This window comes from Idiomarina aminovorans, assembly GCF_023155095.1.
Taxonomy (GTDB): Bacteria; Pseudomonadota; Gammaproteobacteria; order Enterobacterales; family Alteromonadaceae; genus Idiomarina; species Idiomarina aminovorans.
Window position 1 is genome coordinate 72,287 of record NZ_JAKNDA010000007.1, and the last position, 25,428, is coordinate 97,714.

Genomic DNA, 25,428 nt, shown 5'->3' on the forward strand with positions numbered 1-25,428 from the left:
ATTAATCTCTCAGCTTTAACCATTCTGCAGGCGGATTACGCAAGCTGCGTTCGCTGAAAATACTGTCCGGTAAACCAAGGTTGTACTTCATAAAACGGAACTGCATTTCGGTTTTTCCGCCATTGGCTAAGTCGGATATGCGCGAGTGGGTTACTGTCGGAAACCCCTGAACCGTCTCAATTTCAAGCACCTCTATTTTGCGGTAGGCTTCACCGCTGTCGTTATAAAACGTGCTTTCAACGGGCAGCATGTATTCTTTATCAATCACCACTTCGTAGTAACTGAACTGAACGTTGTCAGAGTCTTTCGGTGTGCCTTTTAACACGTACTTTTTGTCGTCCTCCGACAGAACTTCATAGCTGTCTAAAGAGGTATCGCGCCCGGAAACGTCTTCATAGAAAAAATGTGAACCAACAAAAGAAGTGCGTTTGTCACCGGCCGATATGCGTTTCACCAAATCCAGGTCGGGCAGATAGAGCCAGCGGTCGTCATCTTTGTTCTGCTGCTTAACAACACGAAAAACCGTATTACGCACGTCGGCCGGGCGAGAGAAAAACACCATCATGTCCTGAACGCCGCCGTCCTCCTGGTCTTTACGCAAAATGGTAAATTGGCGTAATTGCTCGCGGCCCTGGTTGTCGGTGATGATCATACGCGCCGCGCTGCGGCCATCGTCACCCGAGTAATAGGCATTCAACTCGGCTTGTTCGACAATGTCTCGGGCGTTTTTCTCAGCGCCAACGGTATGGCCGCTAAGCAATAAAAATGCGCCAAATAAAGCGGTTAAAAATAGGGTTTTCATGATTGACCTCCACGGAATATGAGGCGGCTAAATGCAGTCATTACCGCCGGGAGCATAATAAGTGTCACTATGGCCGATATCGCCATAATGCTGGCTAAGAACACACCGACCGTAATGTAAGGCACTAAAGGGGCGAACAGCAGTGGCGTAAAGCCAATAGCAATGACTATGGCATTGCGGGAAATGGCACGCGCGGGTTCATCAAACATAACCACCAGTGTGTCCTGCCAGTTTCCGGTTTGTCTGAAAGTGGCGCGTGTGCGTTCAATAAAGTGAATAGCAAAGTCCACCGACAGGCCAAGTGTCAGCGATGACAGAACGGCAATAGGCATGTCGTAGTCTTTACCCACCCAGCCAATTAGCCCGTAAATAAAGGCAATGGTCAGGCTGAGCGGCAACATGGCCAGCACTCCAAACACCACCGAACGGAACAGCAGCACCATCATAATAAACACCACAATAAAGGCGCTGACTAAACTGTCGAGCATGCCTTCGACCATGGCTTTCTGCCATACCACGTTCAGATAAGCTTTACCGGCCCAGTTCATTTCAATGTTATCTGGTAAAGGGTTGCCCTGAATGTAGTTGTCAACGGCGTTTACAATCTTGGTTACGTGCTGGTTGTCACCACTGGTTAACTGCAGCCATATTAGGCTGCGTTTATAGTCCGGTGTCACAAAGTGCCAGAGGTCCTGCGGACGATGCGACGACTGGTATTGCAACAAGGTTTGTGCAACGCCGTTGGCGTTATCGGGCAGCTCATAGTCTTGCTCTTCACCTGAACGCAGCTCGCGGTTAACGGTTTTGACCACGTCAGACAGGCTGTTTGACTTGCCCACTAAATCGGTGGTTTGCAAGTGCGCTTGCATCTCGCTCATGTAGGCCAGTAGTTCAGGGCTTTGGAAGGCCTTGCTGGCGGTATTAAGCTGCTCAAGCTCTGTCATTAAGCCTTCCAGCGGCGCCAGCTGGTCGGAATCAACACTAAAGAGCAGGTCATCAATGGCAATAATCCATTGATTAAAGTTAACCTCTTCTTTTTCGAGCAAACTCTTCAGCGTGTCCCGTGAGGTTTCTGACAGCGAATCGTTATTCAATGTGCTGCGAACGGCAGAGCGAGCTTTTTCCGTTGCATCCAGCGTGTTTTCAAAGACAAGGTAAGCGTTATAAGTACCCGCAAAGTGCTCATTCAACACCCGGTCAGCAATTCGTACTTGGTGGTCAGGCTTAAACCAGCGTACGGGGTTGTCGTTAATGTTGATTTGCTGAATGCCGAACCAGGAAAAAGCCAGAACAGCCAGGAAGAACGCGATCCAAAGCTTGGCATGGCGGCCTGCCCGGGCACCTACTTTCTGTAACCAGCCGTCCTTGTGCTCTTCATGGGTCGCTTGCGCAAAGCCTTCCAAAGTTGATGGTTTCAATGCACAAACATAGGCCGGCACAAAAATTACCGTAATGAGAAACGCCAAAAGAATACCTGAACCCACAAAAGCACCAAACACCTGTACCGGAGGAATAGGCGTCAGCATTAACGAATAAAAGCCAATGGCTGAGGTTATTGAAGTGAACAGCATGGGCTTAAACAGATGGCCCAGTACGTCTTTAATGGTGTCCTGCGCGTTGCCTTTCTCACGGTAGCGGTCCGAAAACTCAGACATAATATGAACCGAATCGACTACCGCAATGGGCATCAGGAAAATGGCAATCATTGACGACATAATGTGTACCGTGAAACCAAGGGCAATTAACGCGCCCATGGTAATTAGTACGGTCGCCATAGCGACTATCATGGCGGCGCTGATAAAGCGCAGGTTGCGGAAGAAGAACCAAAGCAAGGCAAAAATGACCGCTGCCGCTAACGGCGCCGAAATCCCCATTTGCACAAACATTTCATAGCCGAACTGGTCTTCAGCAACCGGCAGACCCGTGATATGCCAGTCGTCTTTGCCATCTAACGTGCTGATTTTTCCACGCAGTTGCTCCGCCAGTGCATAACTTTCGTCTTTGCTTTTAATCGGTACATAAATGGCGGCGGCTTTGCCGTCACCGGAAACAATGGTGTTGTACAACAAAGGCAAGTTTTGCACCTGTTGTTGGATAGATTGTGCTTCTGCGTCATTTTCCGGCGGCTGTTTCATCATCCACTCAAAGCGGATGGTGCCCGGGCCTTGTTGAGTTATATTGTCGACGTTCGCCAGTGACATCAGGTCATCGCTGATAACACCGTCCATAGATTCAGCGTAATTAGACACCGTATGAAGGTCAGTCAAGGTCTTTTTGTTGTAGACAGTATTTTCGTTTACCACACCAACGACAATCATGTCGTGCATGGCAAAAGTTTCTTTGACCTCATTATGGAAAACGCGCTGAGGATTATTATCCGGCAACATGTTCTCCGGATCGGTATCAATGGTAATAGAGGGGATAAAGGCAGCGACGCCGAGAGTGATCAGTGTCAATAACCAAAACACGCTTCTGCGGTACCCTGTCGCCAGTTTCATAATGACATCGGTCATGCTGATTCTGTACTTTCTAATTTAGATAAATACGAAATATAGTCGATCTTTTTCATTTTGTCATCTATTTTGGTTAAAAAACTAACAGGGTGACGCTAATGAGCCCGGGAGTTTATTGATCGTCATCAAGTTTTAATGACCTAGTCAGCAAGAACCTTATATTTCATGTAACTAATGTCGATAAACAGGCAAAATGACCCGTTTGTGGTTGTCGGTTTTCCTGAAGTGGAGTGGTTATGAAGTGGCTTGATTGGTTAACTCGCCCTGTCCAGAAAGTTTTCTCGGTAATGAGTTTTCGAGGTAAATTTTGGGTTATGGGTATATCGTTATTTTTACCGCTTTTGATTGTTTTAAGAATTAATGCGTCTGGTGTGGTTGAGCCTGTTCAGGAAATAGTCATCAATACAATTTATGCGGTGTTTGCTTTAATGTTGTTCACCAGTTTGTACTACTCTCTTCAGCGTTCTCTTGAGCGCACCGTATACCTGGCCAAACAATTGGTTAATGGCGACTTGAATACGGTGATGAAACCAGACAGTCGCGATGAATTGGGTGCCATGCTGGAGTCATTAAATAACATTGCAATAGAAACCAGTTACTCAGTTGATGCTATCCGACATTCAAGCAGTGGCATGAATGAGTTAGGAGCAAACAACTATCAATCGATAAAAGTGCTGGCGGATAAAGCCAATGAACAAGCTGAACAGATGGAGAATGCGGCGTCTGCTGTTGAGCAAATGACGTCAGCCGTGGGTGAAGTCTCTCAATCAACGCAACAAGCCGCGACAGAAGCACAAAACACCCTGGCATCGGCTGACAAAGGGCAGCAGACAATGAAAATCATGTCACAGTCTATTCACACTTTGCTCAGCGAAGTGTCGGACTCTCAACGGGTTATTGAGACTCTGACTCAAGACAGTCAGGCTATTTCAAACATTCTGATGACCATTAATGATATTGCGGATCAGACCAATTTACTGGCTTTAAACGCCGCTATTGAAGCGGCCCGTGCTGGTGAATCGGGAAAAGGGTTTGCGGTTGTCGCTGATGAAGTGCGGCAACTGGCTAAACGGGTGCAATCATCTACCGGCGAAATACAGACCGTTCTGGGGCGGCTAGAAAACAACACGCAAAATGCGGTTGGTGCTATGGAAAAAAATCAAACCCTGGCGTCACAAACAAGTGAACATTCAAAACATGCTTCTCAGGCATTGCAGGATATTGTCAGTAAAGTCTGTGTTATTCATGATTTTAATACCCAGATCGCATCGGCGGCAGAAGAGCAGTCCGCGGTCACTCAGGACATTCGCAGCAATATTAATTCACTGACACTGAGTGCAAAAGAAGTCAATAAATTGTCACAGTCGGCATTGGACAGTTCAGCTCAATTAACCTCGCTTGGGGGAGAAATTAAGTCTTTAGGGGACCGTTACTTTATTGAGCAGCCAGTTATGGATAAACGCCTGTCCGAGCAGGAAACGCTTATTGACTGGTCGCCGAAGCTCGACGTTGGTATTGAAGAAATTAATCGGCAGCATAAACGACTCATTTATATTGCGAATGAACTTTATCGATTGAAGCTGAGATCAGGGGACACGCATTCAGTACAACGTCTGGTTGGATCATTGATTAACTACACAGCCACGCACTTTAACTACGAAGAGCTTCTAATGGAGCGCCACAACTATCCGGATTTGGCGAATCATAAGCTTAAACATAAAGCCCTGGTTGAGGATGTTATGCGGTTTAAGCGGCGAGTAGATAACCACGAAGATGTGATTGATGAACTCCTAGAATTCGTCAAAGCCTGGTTAATGAATCATATTATGAAAAGCGATATGGCTTATAAGAAGGACTTGCAGAGTAAGGGGGTAAGTTAACCCCCTTTTCTAGCTGCTCAAAAGGCCGGAATGTCAGTTTGTGCCCGGCCAAGGATCAGAGCGTGGATGTCATGCGTTCCTTCGTAGGTGTTGACCGTTTCCAAATTCATAACATGGCGTATTACGTGGTATTCATCGGCGATACCATTTGCGCCGTGCATGTCTCTTGCGGTCCGGGCAATATCGAGTGCCTTACCGCAACTGTTGCGCTTAATCAGCGAAATGGCGGTTGGATGCAGCGTACCTTTATCAAGTTCGCGTCCGGCCTGCAGGCAGCTTAATAAACCCAGGCTTATTTCAGTCTGCATATCCGCCAGTTTTTTCTGTATTAACTGGTTAGCGGCCAATGGGCGGCCAAACTGGCTGCGCTCAAGCGTATATTGGCGTGCGGCGTGCCAGCAGAATTCAGCGGCACCCAGTGAGCCCCAGGCAATACCGTAGCGGGCTTTATTCAGGCAGTTAAACGGACCTTTTAAGCCTTTCACTTCGGGGAATATATGATCTTCGGCAACTTCTACGCCGTCCATAACAATTTCGCCGGTAATGGAAGCGCGTAGAGAAAATTTGCCGTCAATTTTAGGGGCGCTCAGGCCTTTCATGCCTTTTTCCAGTACAAACCCTCTAATCTCACCGTCGAGTTTCGCCCAGACGACGAACACGTCAGCGATAGGCGAGTTGGTTATCCACATTTTTGAACCCGACAGCACATAACCATTGTCTGTGCGCTTAGCGACGGTGCGCATACTGGCCGGGTCAGAGCCGGAATCCGGTTCAGTCAGACCGAAGCAGCCAACCCATTCACCGCTGGCTAACTTAGGTAAGTATTTTTTGCGTTGCGCTTCCGTACCGAAAGTATAGATAGGGTGCATGACCAATGATGACTGTACACTCATGGCGCTGCGGTAACCGCTGTCGACCCGTTCAATTTCGCGGGCAATAAGACCATAAATGACATGATTCACGCCGCTGCCACCGTATTCTTCCGGTAAGGTTGAACCTAACAAGCCTACCTCACCCAGCTCATTCATAATGTTGCGATCAAAGTTTTCATTGCGGTTGGCCTCCAGTACACGCGGCATCAGTTTTTCCTGAGCGTACTGGTGTGCGCTTTGCTGAATCATTTTCTCTTCGTCTGACAAAGCGTTTTGCCAGTTAAGCGGATCGGACCAGTTAAAACCAGCGGATGACATTTAACCTCCTGCAAAAATATTAAGCGACTCGACGCTCCAGAGCTGTAAAGTCATTAATGGTGAGAATGGATTGCTCAGTGTTAATTAGCTGCTGCTCTTTCAAAGCGGTAAATATACGGCTCACCGTTTCTACTGCCAGACCGAGGTAGTTGGCAATGTCAGTGCGGGTCATCGGCAATCGGTACTCACTACGAGACAGCCCATGTTGATGCATATGCGTGCTGATTGAAAGCAAAAAAGCGACAACTTTTTGTTCCGCACTGGTATTCACAATATTTAAGTAGTGCTTGCTGCAATTGGCTAAACGGCGGCTCATAAGCTGTAGCAGGTTACTCTCAACTTTTGGCAGTTCCTGTGCAAAAAGTTTAATCAGTTTGATCTCGCACAGCATTGAGGTTTCCATGGTTTCGCAGTATGTCGCTGCTGAACCGCTGGCTAAGCTTTCCAGACCGACAATGTCGCCAACCATATGGAAGCTGGTAATTTGTTGTTTTCCGTTGCTGTCAATGGTGTAGCATTTCACTGAGCCGCTTTTTATTGCAAAGACTGAGTTGAGTTTCTGGCCTTCGTTAAAAATAACATTGCGCTTGTTATACAAATGAGGCTCGCGGCTGCATTTATCAAGAATCTCGACATCAGTAGGAACTAAACCGGCGGGTACGCAAATTGATTGCATGCTGCACTGGCTACATTGAATTGGGCTACGCATAGTTATCTCATCCGCTGAATTATTGATCCCGTTCACTATACAAAACCCCTTCGCCAATTAATCTACCTCTTAAGGGGGAGGGCAGCTACTCCTTATCTTGTAGAATATCAACCGCCTCTACCGGACAAACGGCGTAGCAGTTTGGGGTATCGTAATAACCTTCGCACTCAACACATTTGTCCTGGTTCACTTCGTAAATACTGTCGCCCATAGAAATCGCTTCAGTTGGACATTCTGGTTCACAAACATCACAGTTGATACAGCCGTCGTTAATGACAATCATGCTACTTTCCTCACGGTTGCTGCTTTTATCAGAAAACAAAAGGGAATATCAGAGCTTTCCAGAGTGACAGGTGTCTGAACTTTGACTTGATAGCCGGAGCCGGGCGCGCGGATCATGGCTTCATCTTTCAATGACTCCATGCGGGCGAGCTGGTACGGATAGTTGCCTTTCGGCGTCATCAGCAACAGCTCATCACCAACGGAAAAACCATTCTTTACCTCTACCTGGTAAAGGTTGTTGTCAGCTTCTGCCATTAACTGGCCCACCAGAATGTGCTCACCCTCGCTGTGTGAACGTTCGTAATTTTGTAAATCTTGTGGCGTATGGCGTTGTAAGAAGCCGGCGGTGAATCCGCGGTTTGCCATACCTTCCAGTTCGCTGAGCAGTTCGTTATTAAAAGGCTTTCCGGCCACGGCATCGTCAATGGCGCGGCGATAGACCTGAGCCGTTCTGGCAATGTAATAGTCCGACTTAGTGCGGCCTTCAATTTTTAAGGAGTGCACCCCCATCTCAACTAAATCCTGCACATATTCAACCGCACGCAAGTCTTTAGAGTTCATGATATAGGAGCCGTGTATGTCTTCATCCAGCAACATTAAGTCTTGTGGCCTTTTGGGGTCGCCAAGTAACACCGGCTCATATTGACCCACCGCGTTTTCTTTGGCTTCGTGCACCTCATAACCCCAGCGGCAGGCATTGGTGCAGGCACCCTGATTAGGGTCGCGCTTGTTCATATAGCCGGACAACAAACAGCGCCCGGAATAGGCCATACACAAGGCGCCGTGTACGAACACTTCTACTTCCATATTCGGTACCTGGCGGCGCATTTCAGCAATTTCTTTAAGGCCCAGCTCGCGCGACAAGATAACGCGCTCAATGCCTTGTTGTTGCCAGAACTGAAGTGCAGCCCAGTTCACGGTGTTGGCTTGTACGGATAAATGCAGAGGTTGCCTGGGAAAGTACTGTTGCAGCAGCATAACAACGCCCGGATCTGACACGATCAACGCATCGGGTTTCATGGCGACAATGGTACAGATATGTTCAACAAACCGAGCAAGCTTGGCGTTGTGCGGAGCAATATTGACGACCACATAAAAGCGCTTTCCCTGTTGATGGGCTTGGTTAATGCACTCACCTAAATTCTCCAGGGTAAAGCTGTTATTGCGCACCCGCAGGCTATAGCGGGGTTCGCCAGCATAGACGGCATCGGCACCGTAGGCAAAAGCCATACGCATAGCATCGGGGCTACCGGCAGGGCAAAGTAACTCAGGACGAAAATCTGCGGCTGACATAGGGCACCTGTATGACCAAATTAACGCTAAAGATTAGCAGAATCCGGAAAGGCAGAGATTGACGTGAATCAAGAAGAAGGAGTGAGGGTCGGTTTTGGCAACGTACCCTCTTAATTATGGACGATTTTTATCAGCAATTATTGAGACGCTTTATTACCCTGCAGATTAACCATCCATACGGCGGCTTCAACCCGGGAGCGCAGCCCCAGTTTCTTCAACAAGTGTTTTACGTGCACTTTAACTGTGCCATCTGAAATATCCAGTTCGCGGGCAATGACCTTATTGCTCATACCTTTGGCAATTAAACTTAAAATTTCATGCTCGCGATTGGTCAAGTTACTCAACTGCGAGGTGTCTGATTGTGTAGGCTGGCGCAGCGCTGACGCCAGTATTTCGGTAATGGCTTCGCTGAGTACCATTTTGCCGGTAACCGCGCGATGAATTTGTTCAAGCAGCAGTTCTGGTTCCATGTCTTTTAGCAGGTAGCCGTCAGCACCATTGGTTATTGCTGCAACGACATCATCGTCCGCGTCACTGACTGTGAGCATAATAATGCGGGAAGTCACGCCTGAGTCACGGAGTCTTTTCAGGGTTTCGATGCCATCCATGCCTTGCATGTTCAAGTCCAGAACAATCAGGTCGGGGTCGTGCTCTTCTGCTAACAGCAAGGCTTCGGGTCCGTTACTGGCTTCGGCGACAACGATCATGTCATCTTCCATTGCAATGAGCTGCTTGAGTCCTTTGCGCAGCAGTGGGTGATCATCCACTAACATAATGCTGGCCGCTTCGGTTGTCATCGTTTTCTCCCCGGTAAATTTAACCTGATTAGTTTGACATAGCTTGTGTATAAATTCATCGAAGACAAGCAGGACTTACACTTTTGAATAAAATTCTACCCAGAAATAGGTAATGGTTTACCCAATAATAAACCTAAAAGTAACTCTTGATGTGAGTTGTATCGAGACGGCCGTAGTTGCACAGTCTCTGGTCTTTGAATATAACCACGAGTGGCAACTTTATGAATAAAGCTTCCGTTGCTAATACATTGAGCAATTTACGTGAGTGGTTTGGGTCTTACGTGTTTTTTCGCGGGTTAACGCTTAGCGTACTAGTGCTTGGTGTGACGTTCTGGGGAAGCTGGAGTGTCATCGTTGTGTTGTTGGCCAAATCCAATAGTGATCTAACCGCCACTCAGCTGTTTTTGTTGGTTGCCATAGCCGGTGCCAGCGGTGCAATATCGAAGCTTGTAGGTGCATTGCTTGCCAATATTCTGGGGCGGTGGATGCCTGCGTTGGTAGCAACCTTAATGTCATTGGTCTGTATTAACAGCTTCACGCAATTTTCAGCGATTCAGGTGACTTATCCAGTATTGATTGTCCTGGCAGCCCTGTCAGGTATTGGCTGTATGATGTTTACTCCGGCATTCGATTTAACTCGCCAGCCTAAGCTTATGATTTCGCTGCCATTATCTATGAACCTGGTTGTTGGTATGATGATATTTTCTTTGTTTCTGACTCAGTTGATTGTCCCTTTAGTGGCTACCTGGCAACTATCGGCAATGGATTCCGCACTGATACTTGAGCAAAGTAGCGGGCATTTTTTCTCTCGCATTGAAGCGGGTCGTCCTATTCTGCTAAATAATTTTAGTTTTGTCTGGGCTATTTTATTTTGCATAGCTGCAATTTTCAGTGGTGTAGCTGCTTTGTCCGCAAACCAAAAACAATTATTACCCAAAGTCACTATCAGTCAGTTACTGACTCATAATGGGCATGCTTGGTACTGCAGTATTTTATACAATATGACTTTTGGTAGCTTTATTGGTTTTACCATGGCGTTGCCGCTGGTGCTGGAATTTATTTTTGGCTATAGCACATTAACTCTGGTGTGGATGGGGTCTTTTATTGCACTTTTAGCGAGGCCTTTCGGACAATGGTTGGCGAAAGTTTTTGGCGGTGCTCTGGTGACACAACTGAGTTTACTGTTAATGATGATATTTGCTGCTATGGCAGGTCGTTATCTGTATTTTGCGCAACATGGCGTTACTGAGCTTTATTTTGAACCTTTTTTCATCAGCATGTTAGGTTTAATTTTCACCAGTGCCTTGGGTAATGGCTCGGTGGTTGTCAGTATGAAAAAGATTTTCCCCCGAACTTATACGCACAGAATATTAACCTGGGCGGGAATCATCGCTATGCTAGGAGCCGTTTATTTACTGCTACGTTTTGCCTGGGCTCTGCAGTCTCAAAATATGGATACCGTTTATATCGACTTTATTATTTTTTATGTCATCGGGTTATTATTAAATGGCTTTATCTATTTACGCCGGCGTGGGCAGTGTTACAACCCGTAACTCAGTGCAATGAGCTACTGCAATAAATAGTCCGGCGTAAAGGTGAACCGAACCTCGGTACCGCCACTTTCTATTCGTGAAATATGGATGTCACCATCCAGGTTACGGCTGCGCTCTTGCATAATCGCTAATCCATAATGGTTCACTTTTTCAGCATTCTCAGGTAAACCAATGCCATCATCAGTGATTTTAAGTTCTATGTCCTGTCCGCTGGGTTGCGACAGACTAATAGAGACTTGGCTCCCTTTACTGTGATTAACTGCATTTTGGCTCGCTTCCCGAATAATCTGCAGTAGATGAATTTCTTCATGTGGTACCAGCGGAACATTATTTAGACGATAATCCAGTTGAACGGTCATATTACTTTGCTCGGTTAACTGTTTAACCGTTGTCTGCAATGCACTGTAAAGGCCTGAACCATCAACTTTTAAGCGGAAGGTTGTGAGCAGTTCCCGTAACTGACGATAGGCGGAATTCAAACCTTCTTTCAGTTCATTGCTGACATCGTCAATAGTCGCCCGGTCGTTTTTTTCAATACCCTTGTGTAAACGAGTCACCTGTATTTTTAAGTAAGACAAAGCTTGTGCCAGTGAATCGTGCAGTTCACGGGCAATAACCGTGCGCTCGTGCATTAACGCCAGTCGTCGCACCTGTTCTTCTTCCGATTTAAGACTCTGCGACAGCGCGAGTTGATCAGCCGTAGAGCTCATAAGCTGCTGTTGCCAGGGCGACAGGGGCTGTTCCTGCTCGCAGCGGACAATTAATACACCGTAGTTTTGATCGTCCCTTTTTAGAACAAAGCGATAGACCAGTTTGCCATCTATAACAGAAGCACCAGGCCCTGCTTTAATGCAGGTTGCACAGTCTCCTGCTTCGCAGGGTTCATGCGAATTCGGTCGTGGTTGCAGTTGCAAAAACGGTCTGCTGCCTTCCTCAGTCAGCAGGCACAATTCAATATCACCGACTTCGCCAACCTCATACAGCTTTTCGATAACGGCCTGATAATTATTGTAGTCGTAACTGTGCACGATAATGGAACGGGCGGTATCGTACAAAAAGGACAAGACTTTATTTTTACGCGATAACTCCTGAGTTTGCTGTTCTACCCGCCGTTCAAGGCCGCCGTAAAAGTAACTGACCGTTTCTGACATTTTATTCAGGGTGCGGGACAGTTGACCTATCTCGTCGTCATTATCAATTTTTGACTTCGCGGTGAAATCACCCTGACCTAAACGTTTGGACACGGCTAATAAGTGTCTCAGTGGTTGATTGACCTTTTGTTTTAGTACGGTGAGTAAAAAGAAAAATATGGCAACAATAAAAAAGGATGCTAAAGCCAGAGAGCTTCGAACGAATTCCATGCGTTGCTCGGAGAGTCGTTGTAACTGACCAACCAGAGTATCTAACTGATCAACATAGTTGTCTATTGCATGACTCTGCTGTTGTGAAAAACCAACAAAGTCACGTTCGGTTATTGTTGAACGGATACGCTGCCATTCAGCCTGAGCATCTTCAGCGAGTTGTTTAACACTGCCGTTGGCTTTTATAAAGTGGCTGTTAAGCAGAGGTTGTTGCCAGAGAGCTTCTATTTCTTGTACGGTTTTGCTTGTTTCAGTACTTTTACCGGTGGATAGCTGTGACGCAAGTTCATAAGCTTTCATTCGATGTGAACCGGCAACGTTAATTAATTCAGCGTCCTGCTCTGATTTTTCTAAAAGCCAGAATGCGGATAAAGAGGAGGCGCTGGCAACAATCACGATAAGCGCAAGCGATACTCTGAAGACATTAATAATAGAAGCGTTGCGTATCATTCCGGGTGACATCCAGGTAAAAGTTCCGGTATATGATATAGCATTTCGAAAGAGGGGAACATCGGCCGAAGTAAGCTAAGGAGAAGTGGCACAAAATGCTTACAGAGAGGGATTGATTTTCCCTCTTTCTATGGCTCTCAGAATTCAACTTTCGTGGTAATCTCCGCGCCAAAATTCCTGCAGGAATAATCAAACACTTTTAACCCTTCACTACTAACCCGCAAGGAGAGTTGGTGCAGTTTATTCATTGAGTATGAGCTGCGCTGAAAAAACGCTATGAAAAAATTGCTGTTTACCGTTATTTCGCTGTTGTTTTCGGTACCAGTACTGGCTGCGGAACCCTCTGCTGACCGTATCGATCTGACCTCCTCGACCGTTGGCTACGCGGCCATCGTCATTTTTATTCTCGCTTATATTTTAGTGATGGGTGAAGAAAAACTCCACATGCGCAAGTCCAAGCCGGTGTTGGTTGCGGCGGGAATTATCTGGATACTCATAGGCTTTGTTTACAGTGGCGAAAACGCGGCACTGGCGGAGGAAGCGTTTCGCGAGAATTTGTTAAAATTTGCAGAGTTGATGTTGTTTTTGCTGGTAGCCATGACCTACATCAATGCTCTGGAAGAGCGGCGTTTATTCGATGCGCTCAGCGCGTGGCTGCTCAAAAAAGGCTTCACTTTCCGGAAACTATTTTGGATAACCGGTCTTTTAGCGTTTTTTATTTCACCCATTGCGGATAACCTGACGACGGCCCTGTTGATGTCGGCTGTGGTCATGAAAGTGGCTGAGGGCAATACCAAGTTCATTGCGCTTTGCTGCTCAAGCATTGTTGTTGCGGTTAATGCGGCCGGTGCCTTTAGCCCCTTTGGGGATATTACAACACTGATGGTGTGGCAGTCCGGCAAAGTCGATTTTATTGAGTTCCTGCAGTTGTTTTTACCGGCGTTGGTTAATTTCCTTATCCCGGCCATTATCATGAGCTTCTTTATTGAGAACAAAAGCCCGACAACACTGCATACTGAGGTAGAACTTAAACGCGGCGCTTTGCGCATTACGTTCTTGTTCTTATTGACCGTTGCAACAGCCGTTGCATGCCATATCTGGCTGGAATTACCGCCGGTGTTGGGCATGATGATGGGCCTGGGTTACTTACAGTTTTTCGGTTACTTCCTGCGTATGACCTTACCGGGCTCACTGGCTCGCAAACGAGCCATGGCTGAACGCGAAGGTGATCAAAAGCGCCTGAAGCAACTGGGTGGTGTTGTGCCATTTGATGTTTTCAGCCGGGTGTCGCGCGCAGAATGGGATACGTTACTGTTTTTTTACGGAATCGTTCTGTGTGTGGGCGGTTTAGGCTTTATGGGGTATCTGGGCTTACTGTCTCATTCATTGTATGGCAACTTAGACCCTACCATAGCCAATAGTATTCTCGGTGTTATCTCCGCTATTGTGGATAACATTCCGGTCATGTTTGCGGTGCTCTCAATGGACCCTGACATGTCCACAGGACACTGGTTATTGATAACACTGGCCTGTTGTACCGGTGGTAGTTTGTTATCAATGGGTTCAGCATCAGGCGTGGCGTTAATGGGGCAAGCCCGAGGTTATTACACCTTTATCTCTCACCTGAAATGGGCACCAGTAATTGCAATAGGTTACGCAGCAAGCATACTGCTCCACCTCTGGCTAAACAAAGCTACCTTCCTCAGCTAGGGGGGAAGAATGGAAAGGCTTTCTCGGAAAAGGCCTGTTGTGCTCAGAGAGACGCCGTGAACCCATCCCTGGGGGCTTGGGTGGCGCCGTCCCTGGCGCCACACACTCTCTGAGCCGGAAACCTTAACCACTCGACGTCCTTTCCCTTGGTTTGAAACCTTTGATGGCTTAGCTTATATTGGTTGCAAGGAAGCAATTCATTATTCATGGAAGTTGTCGTGGCAGTATTTCAGCTTAATCACCCCAGCAGCATTTTGAGCCTTGAAGTAGCTCAAGTATGGCACCTACTCATTGATGAAACTGGCTCTCAGTTTAGTGCAAAGGCACGAGATTTACCTGAGTCCAGTCATGAAGTTGGCAAAGTTGTTGGTTTGCTTCTTCCTGAACAGAAGAAATTGCCGCAACTACCTAAAGTGTTTCACGCAACTCAAAGTGATCCCGCTACTGTGCATCATATTGTTAGTAACTTAATACAGCATCGGGTAGGAATTATTGGTGCGACCGTAAAAAATGAGGAGCTAGAGGGTTACGGCTGGATTAATACGGTTGAACTACTAACTCGCTGGATTCTTACTTTATTGCCTGCCTCTGGAAAAGCCGTGACTGTTAAAGTTTTTATCGAGCAACGAGCGCCATATTCGGCAGGTACGGACATGAGGGCTTTAGCTGAAACACTACAAAATGAGATGCGTTTATTATCCCCCAAGCGCTTGGGTCAACTCAATCTTAGGTTAGAAGTAATTGATAAAGCTGGTCATCTTTATAATGGTTACGTTGACAGTCTTGCTTATCTATGGGGAAGTCCTAAGCTTATTAATAAACGTTTTCTTGAATCTTCGGGGTTGAATGAGCAATGCCTGATAGAGGACGACTCTCACCGTATAGAGAGATTATTTTTAGCACTTAACCATCGACAAAAGCTAGAACCTGAAGATTGGTATGCAATGTCTGGTATCGAGCCGAAAACAATACGAGATACAGCACTGTCCGAGAGTTTACAAACACTTGGAGAGTACTGCAAAGAAGATTACTCCCGCTGGCTCCAGTATCTAGTTTATAGCCAGCAACAACAGCAACAGAAAAGCTATCATCCATACGAACTATATTATGCGTGTCAATGGTTAGCCCGTCATGCTCCAGCTGACTTGCCACCTCTTCAGAGACTCCAATTGTTGAGTATTCAGCTTTCGGCCTCAAACCACATGGGCAAGGTGGCTAAAAATATTGCCAAAAAAGCAGAAACACTCGCTGACCAGCTACTCGACGAAGACGCTCAACTCTGCTGTGAAGTGGCTCTGCGAATTATCGTTACCTATTGCAACGCTTTTGAGTTCGGAACAGCTAAGTTGGTTGCCGAGCAATGGCTTAGATTACCGAAAATAGTTCTTGGTAAAGAAAATTATGCCAAATTACTGTCAAGTGCCGGCCAGGTTTATGCCTTCTTGGGTGACCTGCAAGCTGAAGCATATTTTGAGGAAAGCTTGAGTGAGTTTGCTGAACTAAAAGATCTAAAACAAGCGCAAAAACAATGCCAACAAACACGGCATTATCAAGCTCTTTGGCTAATGGATAGTGACAATGACATTGAGGTAGCTAACAAAGCACTTTCTCAAGCCTTAGCGACGGAGTCAGTAGCTAGTTTGCGTAATTTAGCTGTTAGCTTGGCTCGTGGCGAAATAAACGACCGCTTTACCCATTATTTATTGCTACGCGCTTGTATCAAAATCCCAAATAGTCTAGCTAGTGTTGCAAGGGCTTATTGGTCGCAGAAATCTAGTTGGCAAAAGGGGCTGGGTCACCCGTGGGCACTGATTAACTTTTATAGAGCGTTAATTTTATGGCAATCACCACTGCAAAAGTCTACAGACGAGGCAATAGAGTGGGCGACTGAAGCTGTCGGTATAGCTCAGCAACAAGCGCAAGGTTCGACTCTAATGACCATTTCGGAGCATATCAGTTTGGTGCGAGACAAAATGCAGTGTGCGACACCACAGTCTTATACTGTTGAGCAGATTATGCGTGAAGTAAGCGCTAGTTTGCCCTTTGCATTTCACTAGTAGGGAAAACCGATGAACTCGCTAGTTTTTAAACACTTTATTGGCAGTTTTAATCGAGGTGACATGGTGTGGTCACATCCTAGCCAGCGGCAACTGGTGTTGTTAGATGGTGTCTCCGGGGCGCTACCAGAGCATGCAGTGAAACTATGTCGGGAATGGTTACAAGAACAGCCTGAAAACCGTTTGTTTCGACCTGAAGTCATCATTGATGAATTAAATGCTCTATTAGCAAAGCACAAGTGCCAAGCCGCTTTTTGCTTGGCAACAGTAAAAAAAACAAACGAGGTTATCGTTGATATAATCGGTAACATTCGCGTTTATGAACTAAAACGTTATCAGCCGGCTGAATCGTTACGTGATAAAGACATGATTCATCCAACTGAAGTATTGGGACAAGCATTAACCCCCATACCATCGCGACTCTGTTTGCCACTAAGCTATGACACAAAGTACTTAATATGTAGCGATGGTTTATCACACACCAAGATTATTGATAATGGTTTGCGGCTAGACGATATCGAACGCAATGTAAAGTCAAAGCTAGATGCGCTGAAAGAAGAAAATGATTGGAGCGCTATTGTTTTCCCAGTTGATAGTACTAACGAATTTAGCGACAGTCGTCACGTTGACGAAGTAATTATTGGCGACCCGTCAACTGATGCTGCGGAACGTCAAGTTCACCAACAGCTAGCACAGCAAATCATGGCAAACCCGGTTTTGAAGGGGGCTAAACTGGTTCGAAACCCCTTTTTTAAAGGTAAAAATTCGTCACGGGAAGTTGATGCTTTGCTAATTAGTCCGATTGGGATTTTTTTCATTGAAGTGAAAGGTCATGAGGGTGATGTTGAGCTATATGTTGATTCAAGTGAGCGAAAGTCGATGGTGTTATGGGACAGAACAACTAAACCGGCGACTAAAGTACGCGATGCTAACCCAGTGCGAAAGGGAATCGAAGCGATAAGAACTTTCCAGCATGACCTTGCTAATTCAGCAGGTGAATTAATTCCAGAAGCAAGGAAAACTGTGGTGATTTGTTTTACATCCTCACACGGACAAGCGACGTGTATTGATGGTGCTGGTAAACGATATCCACTACCTTACAGTTATGGGGAGGCGGTTGTTACCGATGCGCATAATTTGGTTAGTGCTATAATTTCTCGCGCTAAAAGCTGGGTAGGAAAGCGACTAAAGCCACTATTAAGTGATGAGCAAATTCAGAAAATAGCGGACCGGTTTACGCACCAGCGAGAGGAAACCGAAAATAATCCAGGCTATCTCTTGCCTGGGTTGACGGTCGATCTTACCCAGGAAATAAGCGGCGAATCGAGCGATTACTTTAAAATATATGAAGCTTCTCACTATGATGATGAGGTGTGGGCTAAGCGCTATATTGATGACGCATTCAAGCGTCTGGATCAGGGGGCTTCGGCAGAGCGCGTAGCGCGCGAAATCCCGGTTCTGCAACGCTTGGGAAGGCACCGAGTAGAGGGTATTCCATATTATTACTGGCACTACCAAAACGGTAATGACCTGATTATCTTTTTAGAGCCAGGTTATCCAACCACACTGATAGATTGGCTTAAAAAGTCGCCGACGCGCGAAGCCTGTATAGCAATATTACAACAATTATTAGCTACGCTTACTCAGATAAGTGAATTTAGCGCACCGCCGATTGTTCTGCGTTCAGTTAACCCGCGCAATATTCGTTTATCATCAAATAACTCAGTGCAATTAATCAATTTTGAATTGGTTCAATCGGATGACTTAAAAACATTGCCAATTAATGCTCGTACACAGTTTGACCGTCTATATCAATCAGCAGAGGTGTTGGATGCCAGTGCTTCAGTTTCAGGCAAAGCTGATGTCTACAGTGTTGCGATGGTCATTGCATACGTACTAAGCGGCGATGTGCCAAAGAAAGTGCGACTGCAACAAGGCAGGGGTTTTGCAAACCTGTTAGAGCAAACTGGTTTACCTGAGCAAGATAGTGATTTGCTGAAAAAAGCTTTGCATGAAAACCCGCAACAGCGACCGTCGATGCATGTTTTAAATGAGAGAATCAGGCAATGGAAGTGACAATACAGCAGCTATTAAAATCTGACTTAGCTCATACAGATCTCGAACTCTTGGTTCCGGTGTATGAAAACCTTGCGGCAGGTCGAAGTTTGTTTCATGTACGCCATAAAGTGACCCAGAATCACTATGCGTTAAAAGTATTTGATAAAACGTTAATCAATAAAAAACAACTTAATACGGAAGTTGTAGTATTAAACAGGTTGCCATTTGGAGCGGTGCCACATGTGCATCGTTTAGATGAAACACGCACATACATTACATTGTTGATAGATTGGATTGATGGGCAACCTTTTTCTCAGCGTTTTAGTCAACAGCCGGTTGAGCAGTTTGAAGTTAAACAGCGCATCAGTGCACTAATCAAAGCAGGCTGGCGATTACAGTCAATGCACCAGCAAAAGCTATACCATCGTGATATTAAGCCAGATAATTTAATTTGGACGGGCGATAAAGTTTATGATCCGGTCTATGTGATAGATTTAGGCAGTGCAGCCCAAAAGCGCGAGGTTGAAGAGGGGACTCCTGGTTTCCGTGCGCCGGAACAGTATGTGTCGAGACAGCAGTCAGTGACTGATAAAACAGACGTGTTTGGGCTAGCGCAAGCCTTATGGTTTTTAATAACTAACGAACCAGCTGATTTAAGTGTCAATGCAGACTATACCGACTGGGATTTTCCTGATTATCCAATGCTGCCTACTTTTACGCCTAATGCAAGGCGGCTTTTTAATCTGCTTGAACAGGCTACTCAATTTCAGCAAAAAAAACGCCCAACATTACCTAAGTTTTTAAGTGAACTGAATCGTTTAAATAAAGGATAATAAAAGAAGCATGAGTATATCGTTAGACAAGGAAGTTTTGTTTTGGCAGAAGGAATTGGTTGCTGACTATGGATTGGCACTAGCGTTGATAAAAAACGACCCCTCAAGCTTGTTTAGTCTTCCCGAAGAACATCAATATACGCATTCTGAGGTGTTAGATTTTCTTAAGTGTTCGACGAGAGGAACATTAAGGCAATTTACCAGTAAAAATGAAGAGTTAGTGTTTGTTTTGCTCGTCGGGGACTACAGGATTCAGTTTAAAGTTGGGCTTAATAACCAAAATAGCAAGCGTTTGTTTCCTTCAAATATTCGTTTGCTGGATCACGAAGATAAGAGAAGAGCTATGGTCGATGGTATTATTATCGACTTCCACGGTGTTCATATAGTCTCTGGCACAGACTATCGTAGTTTAGAACAGCAGAATAGTGACTTTAAAAGTGGCGTGGCCACCGATAAATTACTTGCATTACTGAACATTAAATTAATTGAGCGAGCGGGAAATTTATCTAGACAGGATTCAGTAGAGGAAAACAACGCAAAACTCACTGATACACAGCTTGAAATGTTAGAGTGCTTGCATAGGTTTGTCGATACCGAGTATGAACTTGAATGTCAGGATCAACAGCTTGAGCCCGCGTTTTTTTATCAACACATAAAAGCCAGCCCGGTAAAACAAAGCTACCGGCAATTTTATGATCTCACTCTAGTAGAAAGTGATTATGAGCGTTTACTTCAAAAGCAACCAAAACTGTTATCGGTTAGTGCAGAGAGTGATAACTCAGATGAAATACTGATGGAGGTGGTTGAACTAGAAAGTCGTTCAGACCAACCTGTTATTCAGGTGAGTATCGAACGCCAAGTTGGGGCTGCTCAAATTCCGGCTAGTGGTAATCTTAAGCTAATGGCATTACCAACACTACAGAAGATCCGAAACACTATTATTGAACAACTAAAATCAGGCGATACAGAAAACCCTTGGTTGTTGTCTTTGCTATCAAAGGAGTACAGTGCGCCAGGCTTTAAGGCAAAACGGGTAGCTGTAGATGGTGGTGAGTTCCCGCCTACCGAATCACAGCAGGCAGCGGTTGATGCTGGAGTTGCTACACCCGACTATTCGTTGGTATTGGGGCCTCCTGGGACCGGAAAAACAACAGTTATTCTAGAGTGGGTGCGTTATTTTATTGCAAATGGACAACGAGTTTTAGTGACGTCCCAAAACAATAAAGCAGTTGATAACGTACTGGAACGATTAGCTGATGAGCCGCAGTTCGAATGCCTGCGAATTGGTAATGAAACAAAAGTGAGTTCGTCGCTGCATGATATTTTGCTAGATAACAAGGCCACTGAGTTACAGAAAAAGTTATTCGAGAATAGCGAACAACTGCAGAGTTACCTGTGCAGCGCGCAGTCCTTCTTTAGCTATCTTCATAAGTACCGACAGTATGTCGGCGACACTATTAATCAGCATGATGAGGCACAACGGCGTGAAGTCAGCTTAAGTACACGGCTGGAAACGCAAAGTAGGCAATTAGATGAACTGTTAAACGAACATAAACATTTAACCAAACAGGTACAGTTAAGCAGACATAAAAAGCAACAGCGCGAGTCTCAGTCACCTTCATTTCTGCTGAAGCTGCTGACTTTTGGTTGGCATAGTTATCAACTACGTCGACTAGAAAGGCAGATAAATAAATGGTCTCAGCTGCTTAATTTTAACCAGAAACAACATGACGAACTATCAATTGAGTCCGAGCAAACAGAAAAACAATTAAAAGAGACGCTACAAAAGTGCGCACAATATCTTGAGCGATTGCAGAAAGTTGAAGCAAAGCATCCCGGCAATTATTTGGATTATATTCGTATTCCGGATGGTCGCCTATTAATGAAGGGGAAGTTAAGTACCTATCAAGAGAAAATAAGTGGCATTCAAACTACTTTGAGCAACTGGTTTGACGATATTCACAACCGGCGGAGACACAGTCTATATCCTTTATTGCTAGAGCACGTCAATGTGGTGGGAGCAACTTGTATCGGCATTAATACTAAAGAGATGTTCCGGGATATTGACTTTGATGTCGTGATAGTTGATGAAGCAGGCCAGATTCAGGTGCACAACTTGATGGTGCCTTTATCTCGTAGCAAAAAAGCGATTCTGGTCGGCGACCACAAACAGATCCGGCCGGTCGTGCAGCCGGAGGTGTTGGAGGAACTGCAAGAAAAAGGTTGTGATGATGAAGAGCTGAAACTATACGAGCGCAGTTGGTTTGAGTTGCTATGGGAGCAATCACCTAAGTCTCGTAAGTTTATGCTCGATACGCAGTTTCGGTGCCCTAGTGAAATTAGCGACTTTGTCTCGCAGGCATTTTACGAGAACAACTATTATGCTGGTGCCAATAAGATTAATAGCAAGCCGTTACTACATTTTTGCCCTTCGCCAATCATTTGGTTGGATACCGCAGAGGTTAAAAATAACCATGAGGAGCGTAAAGAAGGTCAGTTTTCTGGTAACCGTTCGGAAACCAATATCATAGTTGAAGTCTGTCGACGCGCCATTGTGGAAATGCCCGAGCTTGTTGAACGTCGAGAAATAGGCATCATTGTGCCTTACCGAAAACACTTACAACAAATTCAATCGCGCATAAAACAACTGCAGAAAACTAAGGCGTTTCCGGAGCTTTCCATTCCTCTAAGTGAGTTGGTAGCTTCTGTCGATAGCTTTCAAGGGCAAGAGCGTGAACTGATTATCTTTGCTTGCTCGCGTTCTAACAAACGAGGCAATGTTGGGTTCCTAAAAGAGTGGCAGCGGATCAATGTGGCTCTAACTCGTGCAAAAAAACAAGTTATTATGGTTGGTAATACTGAAACGATGACGCATTTAACTAAAAGTAACCTAGATTCTGCGGACAAAGATTTTAAGCAGGCCATGCAGTTGCTTGTCAAGCAGTTACAAGAGCGCAACGCAATTTTACCTGGCTTCCGATTTTTTCCAAAAAAGCGAACAAAAACCGGAGCATAGCACAAAATGTCTCAAGAGATGATCAAACACGAAGAACGTGCTTACGAAGAGCTTGAGAAGTTCGGGCGTCAAATGCTGTTTTATCGACAAATGTTTTTGCCGGTATTGTCGGTTCAGGTTTGCGTAGAGGAGGTATTGCGTAATCATTTTGATGGTGTCGATGGTATGCTGCTGAGTTTAGTTAAAGAAGGGGTTAATAGCACGAATGCATTAGCCCACTTTTCCGGACTAGCGGTAAGAAATATCAATAAGAAGATGGCTGGGTTATATGGTTTGGGTTTTTTGCTGTACGAACAAAACGACGTAGCCACTCTTACCGAGTTAGGAGCTCGAAGCCTTAATCAGGGAAGAGCAGTTACACATGTAAACCGAGGCTTATTGTATTGCGGAATAACCGAACGGTTGCTGCCGAGAGAAGCCTACGACAAGCGATTTATCGGCACCCAAGATTTAACTGAGGATGACCTGAAATTTATTCTTGTTGCGCAAGAGAAGCAAAAGATTAGCTTGAATCAGCTAAAAGAAATAAACGCACTGGATTATACCACTAAAAAGCAGCTTAACTTACCGGATGAAGTAGAGCAGTTGGTGTCCATAGAAGATTATGCTTCTGGTTTTATACAAGCACAGCTATTAGTTGCGGGAAAGGTTCAACCACAAAAGGCCTGGACGCAGTTTGGATCATGTTTTCGAGATTACCCTCTCAACAAAGTACCTCAGATAACAGGTTTTAGGGCCTCAAGACGGCGAGCTATAGAAAGGGTTAGGGAAGCTTTGAGTCAAGAGGGAGTAATTACTGATAGTGATGTTAATGAACATGCCCCGGGAGTTATTCAGTTAATTGTTCGTAAAGTTAATAAACGTTGGCTTGGCTCTACTACGGCCTCATATTTGCCTAACATTATACGTTGTCGCTCTGAGTATGTCGCGGCACGTCCGTTCTATCGTTACCCGGTGAAAACAGCTGACGCTCTTAAAGGGAATACGTTAATCGTTGACTTATCGCAGCTAGATGAGAAAACTCAGCAAGATGCGCTGGCGCTTAGTAAGTTTTATAAAAAGAAGGCGCACTTTTTTAAAACTCCTCGTGTTGAGCGTATTGACAGGAACTTTCAGGCATTTGTTCAGCGCAGATTGACACAGACTGAGCAGAGGGAGTTGTTAAATATTGCTAATGAGCTAGGTATTAAACCTATGCAAAAATGGTTGCAACCGGCCAATGGAGATTAAGATTTATGTCGATGACTCGTTTATGTGCAACCGCAGTTTTACCTTTAGACATAACGGCCAAGCAGCTTGAGAAACTGTTGAAACGCCATCACTGGGTCCATTGGACGAATGGGCTTGATACTAAAGGCATTACTGATCAGCGACGCTTTTATAATCGCTCCACGGTCGAGTTATTTAGACCACAAGCAGGAGGACGGTGGCAGCTAGATATTTCTGATGCATTGGGTGAATCGTTAATGCTTGAACACAATGACCACATTAAGTTGCAGTCCATAACCTTGCTGCAGTTAAGTGATAGGGCGTTGGTTTACTTAAATATTAGTGCTAATGAGATAGAAACAGACAAGGTTTATAATTTACAGCGTCAAATAGTTAGTTTTTTTCCAAAAAAACAGCATAGTCGCTTGCCTAATTGGCGGATTGGGGAGCAATCTAAAACATTACATCAGTGGCTAGCGGATTTGCTCGATATAGAGTTAAGTGAGGACAACTACTATTCAGAAGACTGGTTTGGACATGAGTTACCGTACTGTTTGCATATTGAGTCAAACACAACTGGGCAAAGGCAACGTGACCTACTGATTAACTTGTCGGCTGGCGCAGATCCCTCGCGAGCAGGGTACACTTTGTCACAGGTCGAGTATGATCAGTTGGCATCTAATAGGTTTACTGTTTGGTCTGATTGGCAGGCGTTACAGTCAAACCACCGGTTGGTTTTTGTCAGTGCTATGGACTCGAATGCGTTGCGAATGAACTTAAGTGCCCAACAATACTACGTAGACTTGTTTGCATTAGGGCTATTGCAACGTATGGCGTTTGATGGTTTTCAGCAAGAGTTTACCCGAGCTAACAATACTGCATTTAAAAAACTAACGAAACGTATTAATAATTTCCGTAAAACTTTCAACATCACTCAAGTCTGTAGCTACCCACTGGCGCAGCGTCTTTATGATTATGTTGTGAAACGTATGCAACTGCGAGAGCTTGAGCAGCGAGTCTTTAACGAAATTGAATATCATCACCAAGAACAACAGCGCGAGCAGTCTTCCAAGTTTAATCTAATGCTGTTCAGTATCTCTGTAGTAGCAGCGTTAATTTTACCGTTGGAGGCACTGTCTACATTATTGTCTTTGCCGGAGGGACAGCGCACCAGTGATTTCTGGTGGGGGGTTGGGGCGAGCAGCCTTGGTATTCTTATTATTATGGTGTTGCCAGTCCTTCTGCGTCGGCGATAAGTTAATCGGAAGGAAATTAAAATAAACCACTAAAGTGCTCTGTGTAACCAAGGCCTCCTGTTTGTGAGTTCGCTATAAACCCAACGGATAGTGGTGGCGGAGATTAACTCCGCCACGAACCGTTATCTGATATCGATTTCTAAAGTAGCGTCACTTTTAGTGAATAGATAGGCTTTGTCGTTGTAGTAAACAAACGGGAAAGGAATTGCCGAGTCTTTCGTGAGCGTCGCTAGTAGCACACATTGACCGTAGTATTTGCCAGGTGGGTCAATTTTGTTGGCCATTTAACCGGCCAATAATTGACGCTAGCGTGTGAGCTCGATATTCCAGGGCAGCAGGTGGTCGATATTATCGCTGTCGTTAATAAGTGGCCACTGCCCGAACAGGCTCATCAGGTAGTCAATCGGTTGTAGGTTATTAGCCTTGGCCGTTTCGACCAGGCTGTAAAGCACGGCACTG

General features: G+C 45.4%; 18 protein-coding genes. 9 read left to right on the top strand and 9 right to left on the bottom strand.

Features of this window, described 5'->3' with window-relative positions; genetic code table 11:
* Position 1: 1 nt before the first annotated feature.
* Both L8G48_RS12405 and L8G48_RS12410 read right to left on the bottom strand, forming a co-directional pair.
* Positions 2-802, bottom strand: a complete 801-nt coding sequence (locus tag L8G48_RS12405) for an outer membrane lipoprotein-sorting protein (protein WP_248264932.1) — start codon at positions 800-802, stop codon at positions 2-4.
* Positions 799-3,315 carry an efflux RND transporter permease subunit gene (locus L8G48_RS12410; protein WP_248264933.1) on the bottom strand — a complete coding sequence of 839 codons (2,517 nt, stop codon included), beginning with the start codon at positions 3,313-3,315 and terminating at the stop codon, positions 799-801. The genes L8G48_RS12405 and L8G48_RS12410 overlap by 4 nt, the downstream gene beginning before the upstream one ends.
* A gap of 236 nt (positions 3,316-3,551) precedes the next feature.
* Here L8G48_RS12410 and L8G48_RS12415 point away from each other — a divergent pair, with 236 nt between their 5' ends.
* Complete coding sequence (locus L8G48_RS12415; RefSeq protein ID WP_248264934.1) at positions 3,552-5,195, top strand: bacteriohemerythrin; 1,644 nt, start codon at positions 3,552-3,554, stop codon at positions 5,193-5,195.
* Between the two features lie 17 nt (positions 5,196-5,212).
* On the opposite strand, the gene L8G48_RS12420 is transcribed toward L8G48_RS12415, so the two are convergent.
* The 5 genes from L8G48_RS12420 to narL form a co-directional block, all read right to left on the bottom strand.
* Positions 5,213-6,385, bottom strand: coding sequence for an acyl-CoA dehydrogenase (locus L8G48_RS12420; protein WP_248264935.1), 1,173 nt, complete (start codon positions 6,383-6,385; stop codon positions 5,213-5,215).
* 19 nt (positions 6,386-6,404) lie between these two features.
* A complete protein-coding gene (locus L8G48_RS12425; RefSeq protein ID WP_248264936.1) occupies positions 6,405-7,094 on the bottom strand; it encodes a helix-turn-helix domain-containing protein in 690 nt (229 codons plus the stop codon).
* An 85-nt stretch (positions 7,095-7,179) separates the two neighbouring features.
* Complete coding sequence (locus L8G48_RS12430) at positions 7,180-7,377, bottom strand: 4Fe-4S dicluster domain-containing protein (protein ID WP_282444927.1); 198 nt, start codon at positions 7,375-7,377, stop codon at positions 7,180-7,182.
* Positions 7,374-8,669 carry a prephenate-dependent tRNA uridine(34) hydroxylase TrhP gene (trhP, locus tag L8G48_RS12435; protein WP_248264937.1) on the bottom strand — a complete coding sequence of 432 codons (1,296 nt, stop codon included), beginning with the start codon at positions 8,667-8,669 and terminating at the stop codon, positions 7,374-7,376. The genes L8G48_RS12430 and trhP overlap by 4 nt, the downstream gene beginning before the upstream one ends.
* A 137-nt stretch (positions 8,670-8,806) precedes the next feature.
* Positions 8,807-9,466 carry a two-component system response regulator NarL gene (gene narL / locus L8G48_RS12440; RefSeq protein ID WP_248264938.1) on the bottom strand — a complete coding sequence of 220 codons (660 nt, stop codon included), beginning with the start codon at positions 9,464-9,466 and terminating at the stop codon, positions 8,807-8,809.
* 221 nt (positions 9,467-9,687) lie between these two features.
* Here narL and L8G48_RS12445 point away from each other — a divergent pair, with 221 nt between their 5' ends.
* Positions 9,688-11,019, top strand: a complete 1,332-nt coding sequence (locus tag L8G48_RS12445; protein ID WP_248264939.1) for an MFS transporter — start codon at positions 9,688-9,690, stop codon at positions 11,017-11,019.
* 14 nt (positions 11,020-11,033) lie between these two features.
* Here L8G48_RS12445 and L8G48_RS12450 read toward each other — a convergent pair whose 3' ends face one another.
* Complete coding sequence (locus L8G48_RS12450; RefSeq protein WP_248264940.1) at positions 11,034-12,830, bottom strand: ATP-binding protein; 1,797 nt, start codon at positions 12,828-12,830, stop codon at positions 11,034-11,036.
* Positions 12,831-13,106: 276 nt separating this feature from the next.
* Here L8G48_RS12450 and nhaD point away from each other — a divergent pair, with 276 nt between their 5' ends.
* The 7 genes from nhaD (at position 13,107) to L8G48_RS12485 (ending at position 24,969) form a co-directional block, all read left to right on the top strand.
* Positions 13,107-14,540, top strand: a complete 1,434-nt coding sequence (gene nhaD / locus L8G48_RS12455) for a sodium:proton antiporter NhaD (RefSeq protein WP_248264941.1) — start codon at positions 13,107-13,109, stop codon at positions 14,538-14,540.
* 206 nt (positions 14,541-14,746) lie between these two features.
* Positions 14,747-16,597: a hypothetical protein gene (locus L8G48_RS12460; RefSeq protein ID WP_248264942.1), complete on the top strand. Its 1,851-nt coding sequence runs from the start codon at positions 14,747-14,749 to the stop codon at positions 16,595-16,597.
* Positions 16,598-16,609: 12 nt separating this feature from the next.
* Positions 16,610-18,673 (top strand): NERD domain-containing protein kinase family protein, encoded by a 2,064-nt coding sequence (locus tag L8G48_RS12465; RefSeq protein ID WP_248264943.1) that lies wholly within the window; start codon positions 16,610-16,612, stop codon positions 18,671-18,673.
* Entirely contained in the window at positions 18,664-19,488 is an 825-nt protein-coding gene (locus tag L8G48_RS12470) for a protein kinase domain-containing protein (protein ID WP_248264944.1), read from the top strand. Before L8G48_RS12465 ends, L8G48_RS12470 begins: the two co-directional genes overlap by 10 nt.
* Positions 19,489-19,498: 10 nt before the next feature.
* A complete protein-coding gene (locus L8G48_RS12475) occupies positions 19,499-22,504 on the top strand; it encodes a DEAD/DEAH box helicase (RefSeq protein ID WP_248264945.1) in 3,006 nt (1,001 codons plus the stop codon).
* Positions 22,505-22,639: 135 nt separating this feature from the next.
* A complete protein-coding gene (locus L8G48_RS12480; protein ID WP_248264946.1) occupies positions 22,640-23,734 on the top strand; it encodes a hypothetical protein in 1,095 nt (364 codons plus the stop codon).
* A 5-nt stretch (positions 23,735-23,739) separates the two neighbouring features.
* Positions 23,740-24,969: a hypothetical protein gene (locus L8G48_RS12485; RefSeq protein ID WP_248264947.1), complete on the top strand. Its 1,230-nt coding sequence runs from the start codon at positions 23,740-23,742 to the stop codon at positions 24,967-24,969.
* Positions 24,970-25,274: 305 nt separating this feature from the next.
* On the opposite strand, the gene L8G48_RS13495 is transcribed toward L8G48_RS12485, so the two are convergent.
* The gene (locus L8G48_RS13495) at positions 25,275-25,421 is read right to left on the bottom strand and encodes a transposase domain-containing protein (protein ID WP_348983659.1); all 147 of its coding nucleotides are present in this window, start codon (positions 25,419-25,421) and stop codon (positions 25,275-25,277) included.
* Between the last annotated feature and the right edge of the window lie 7 nt (positions 25,422-25,428).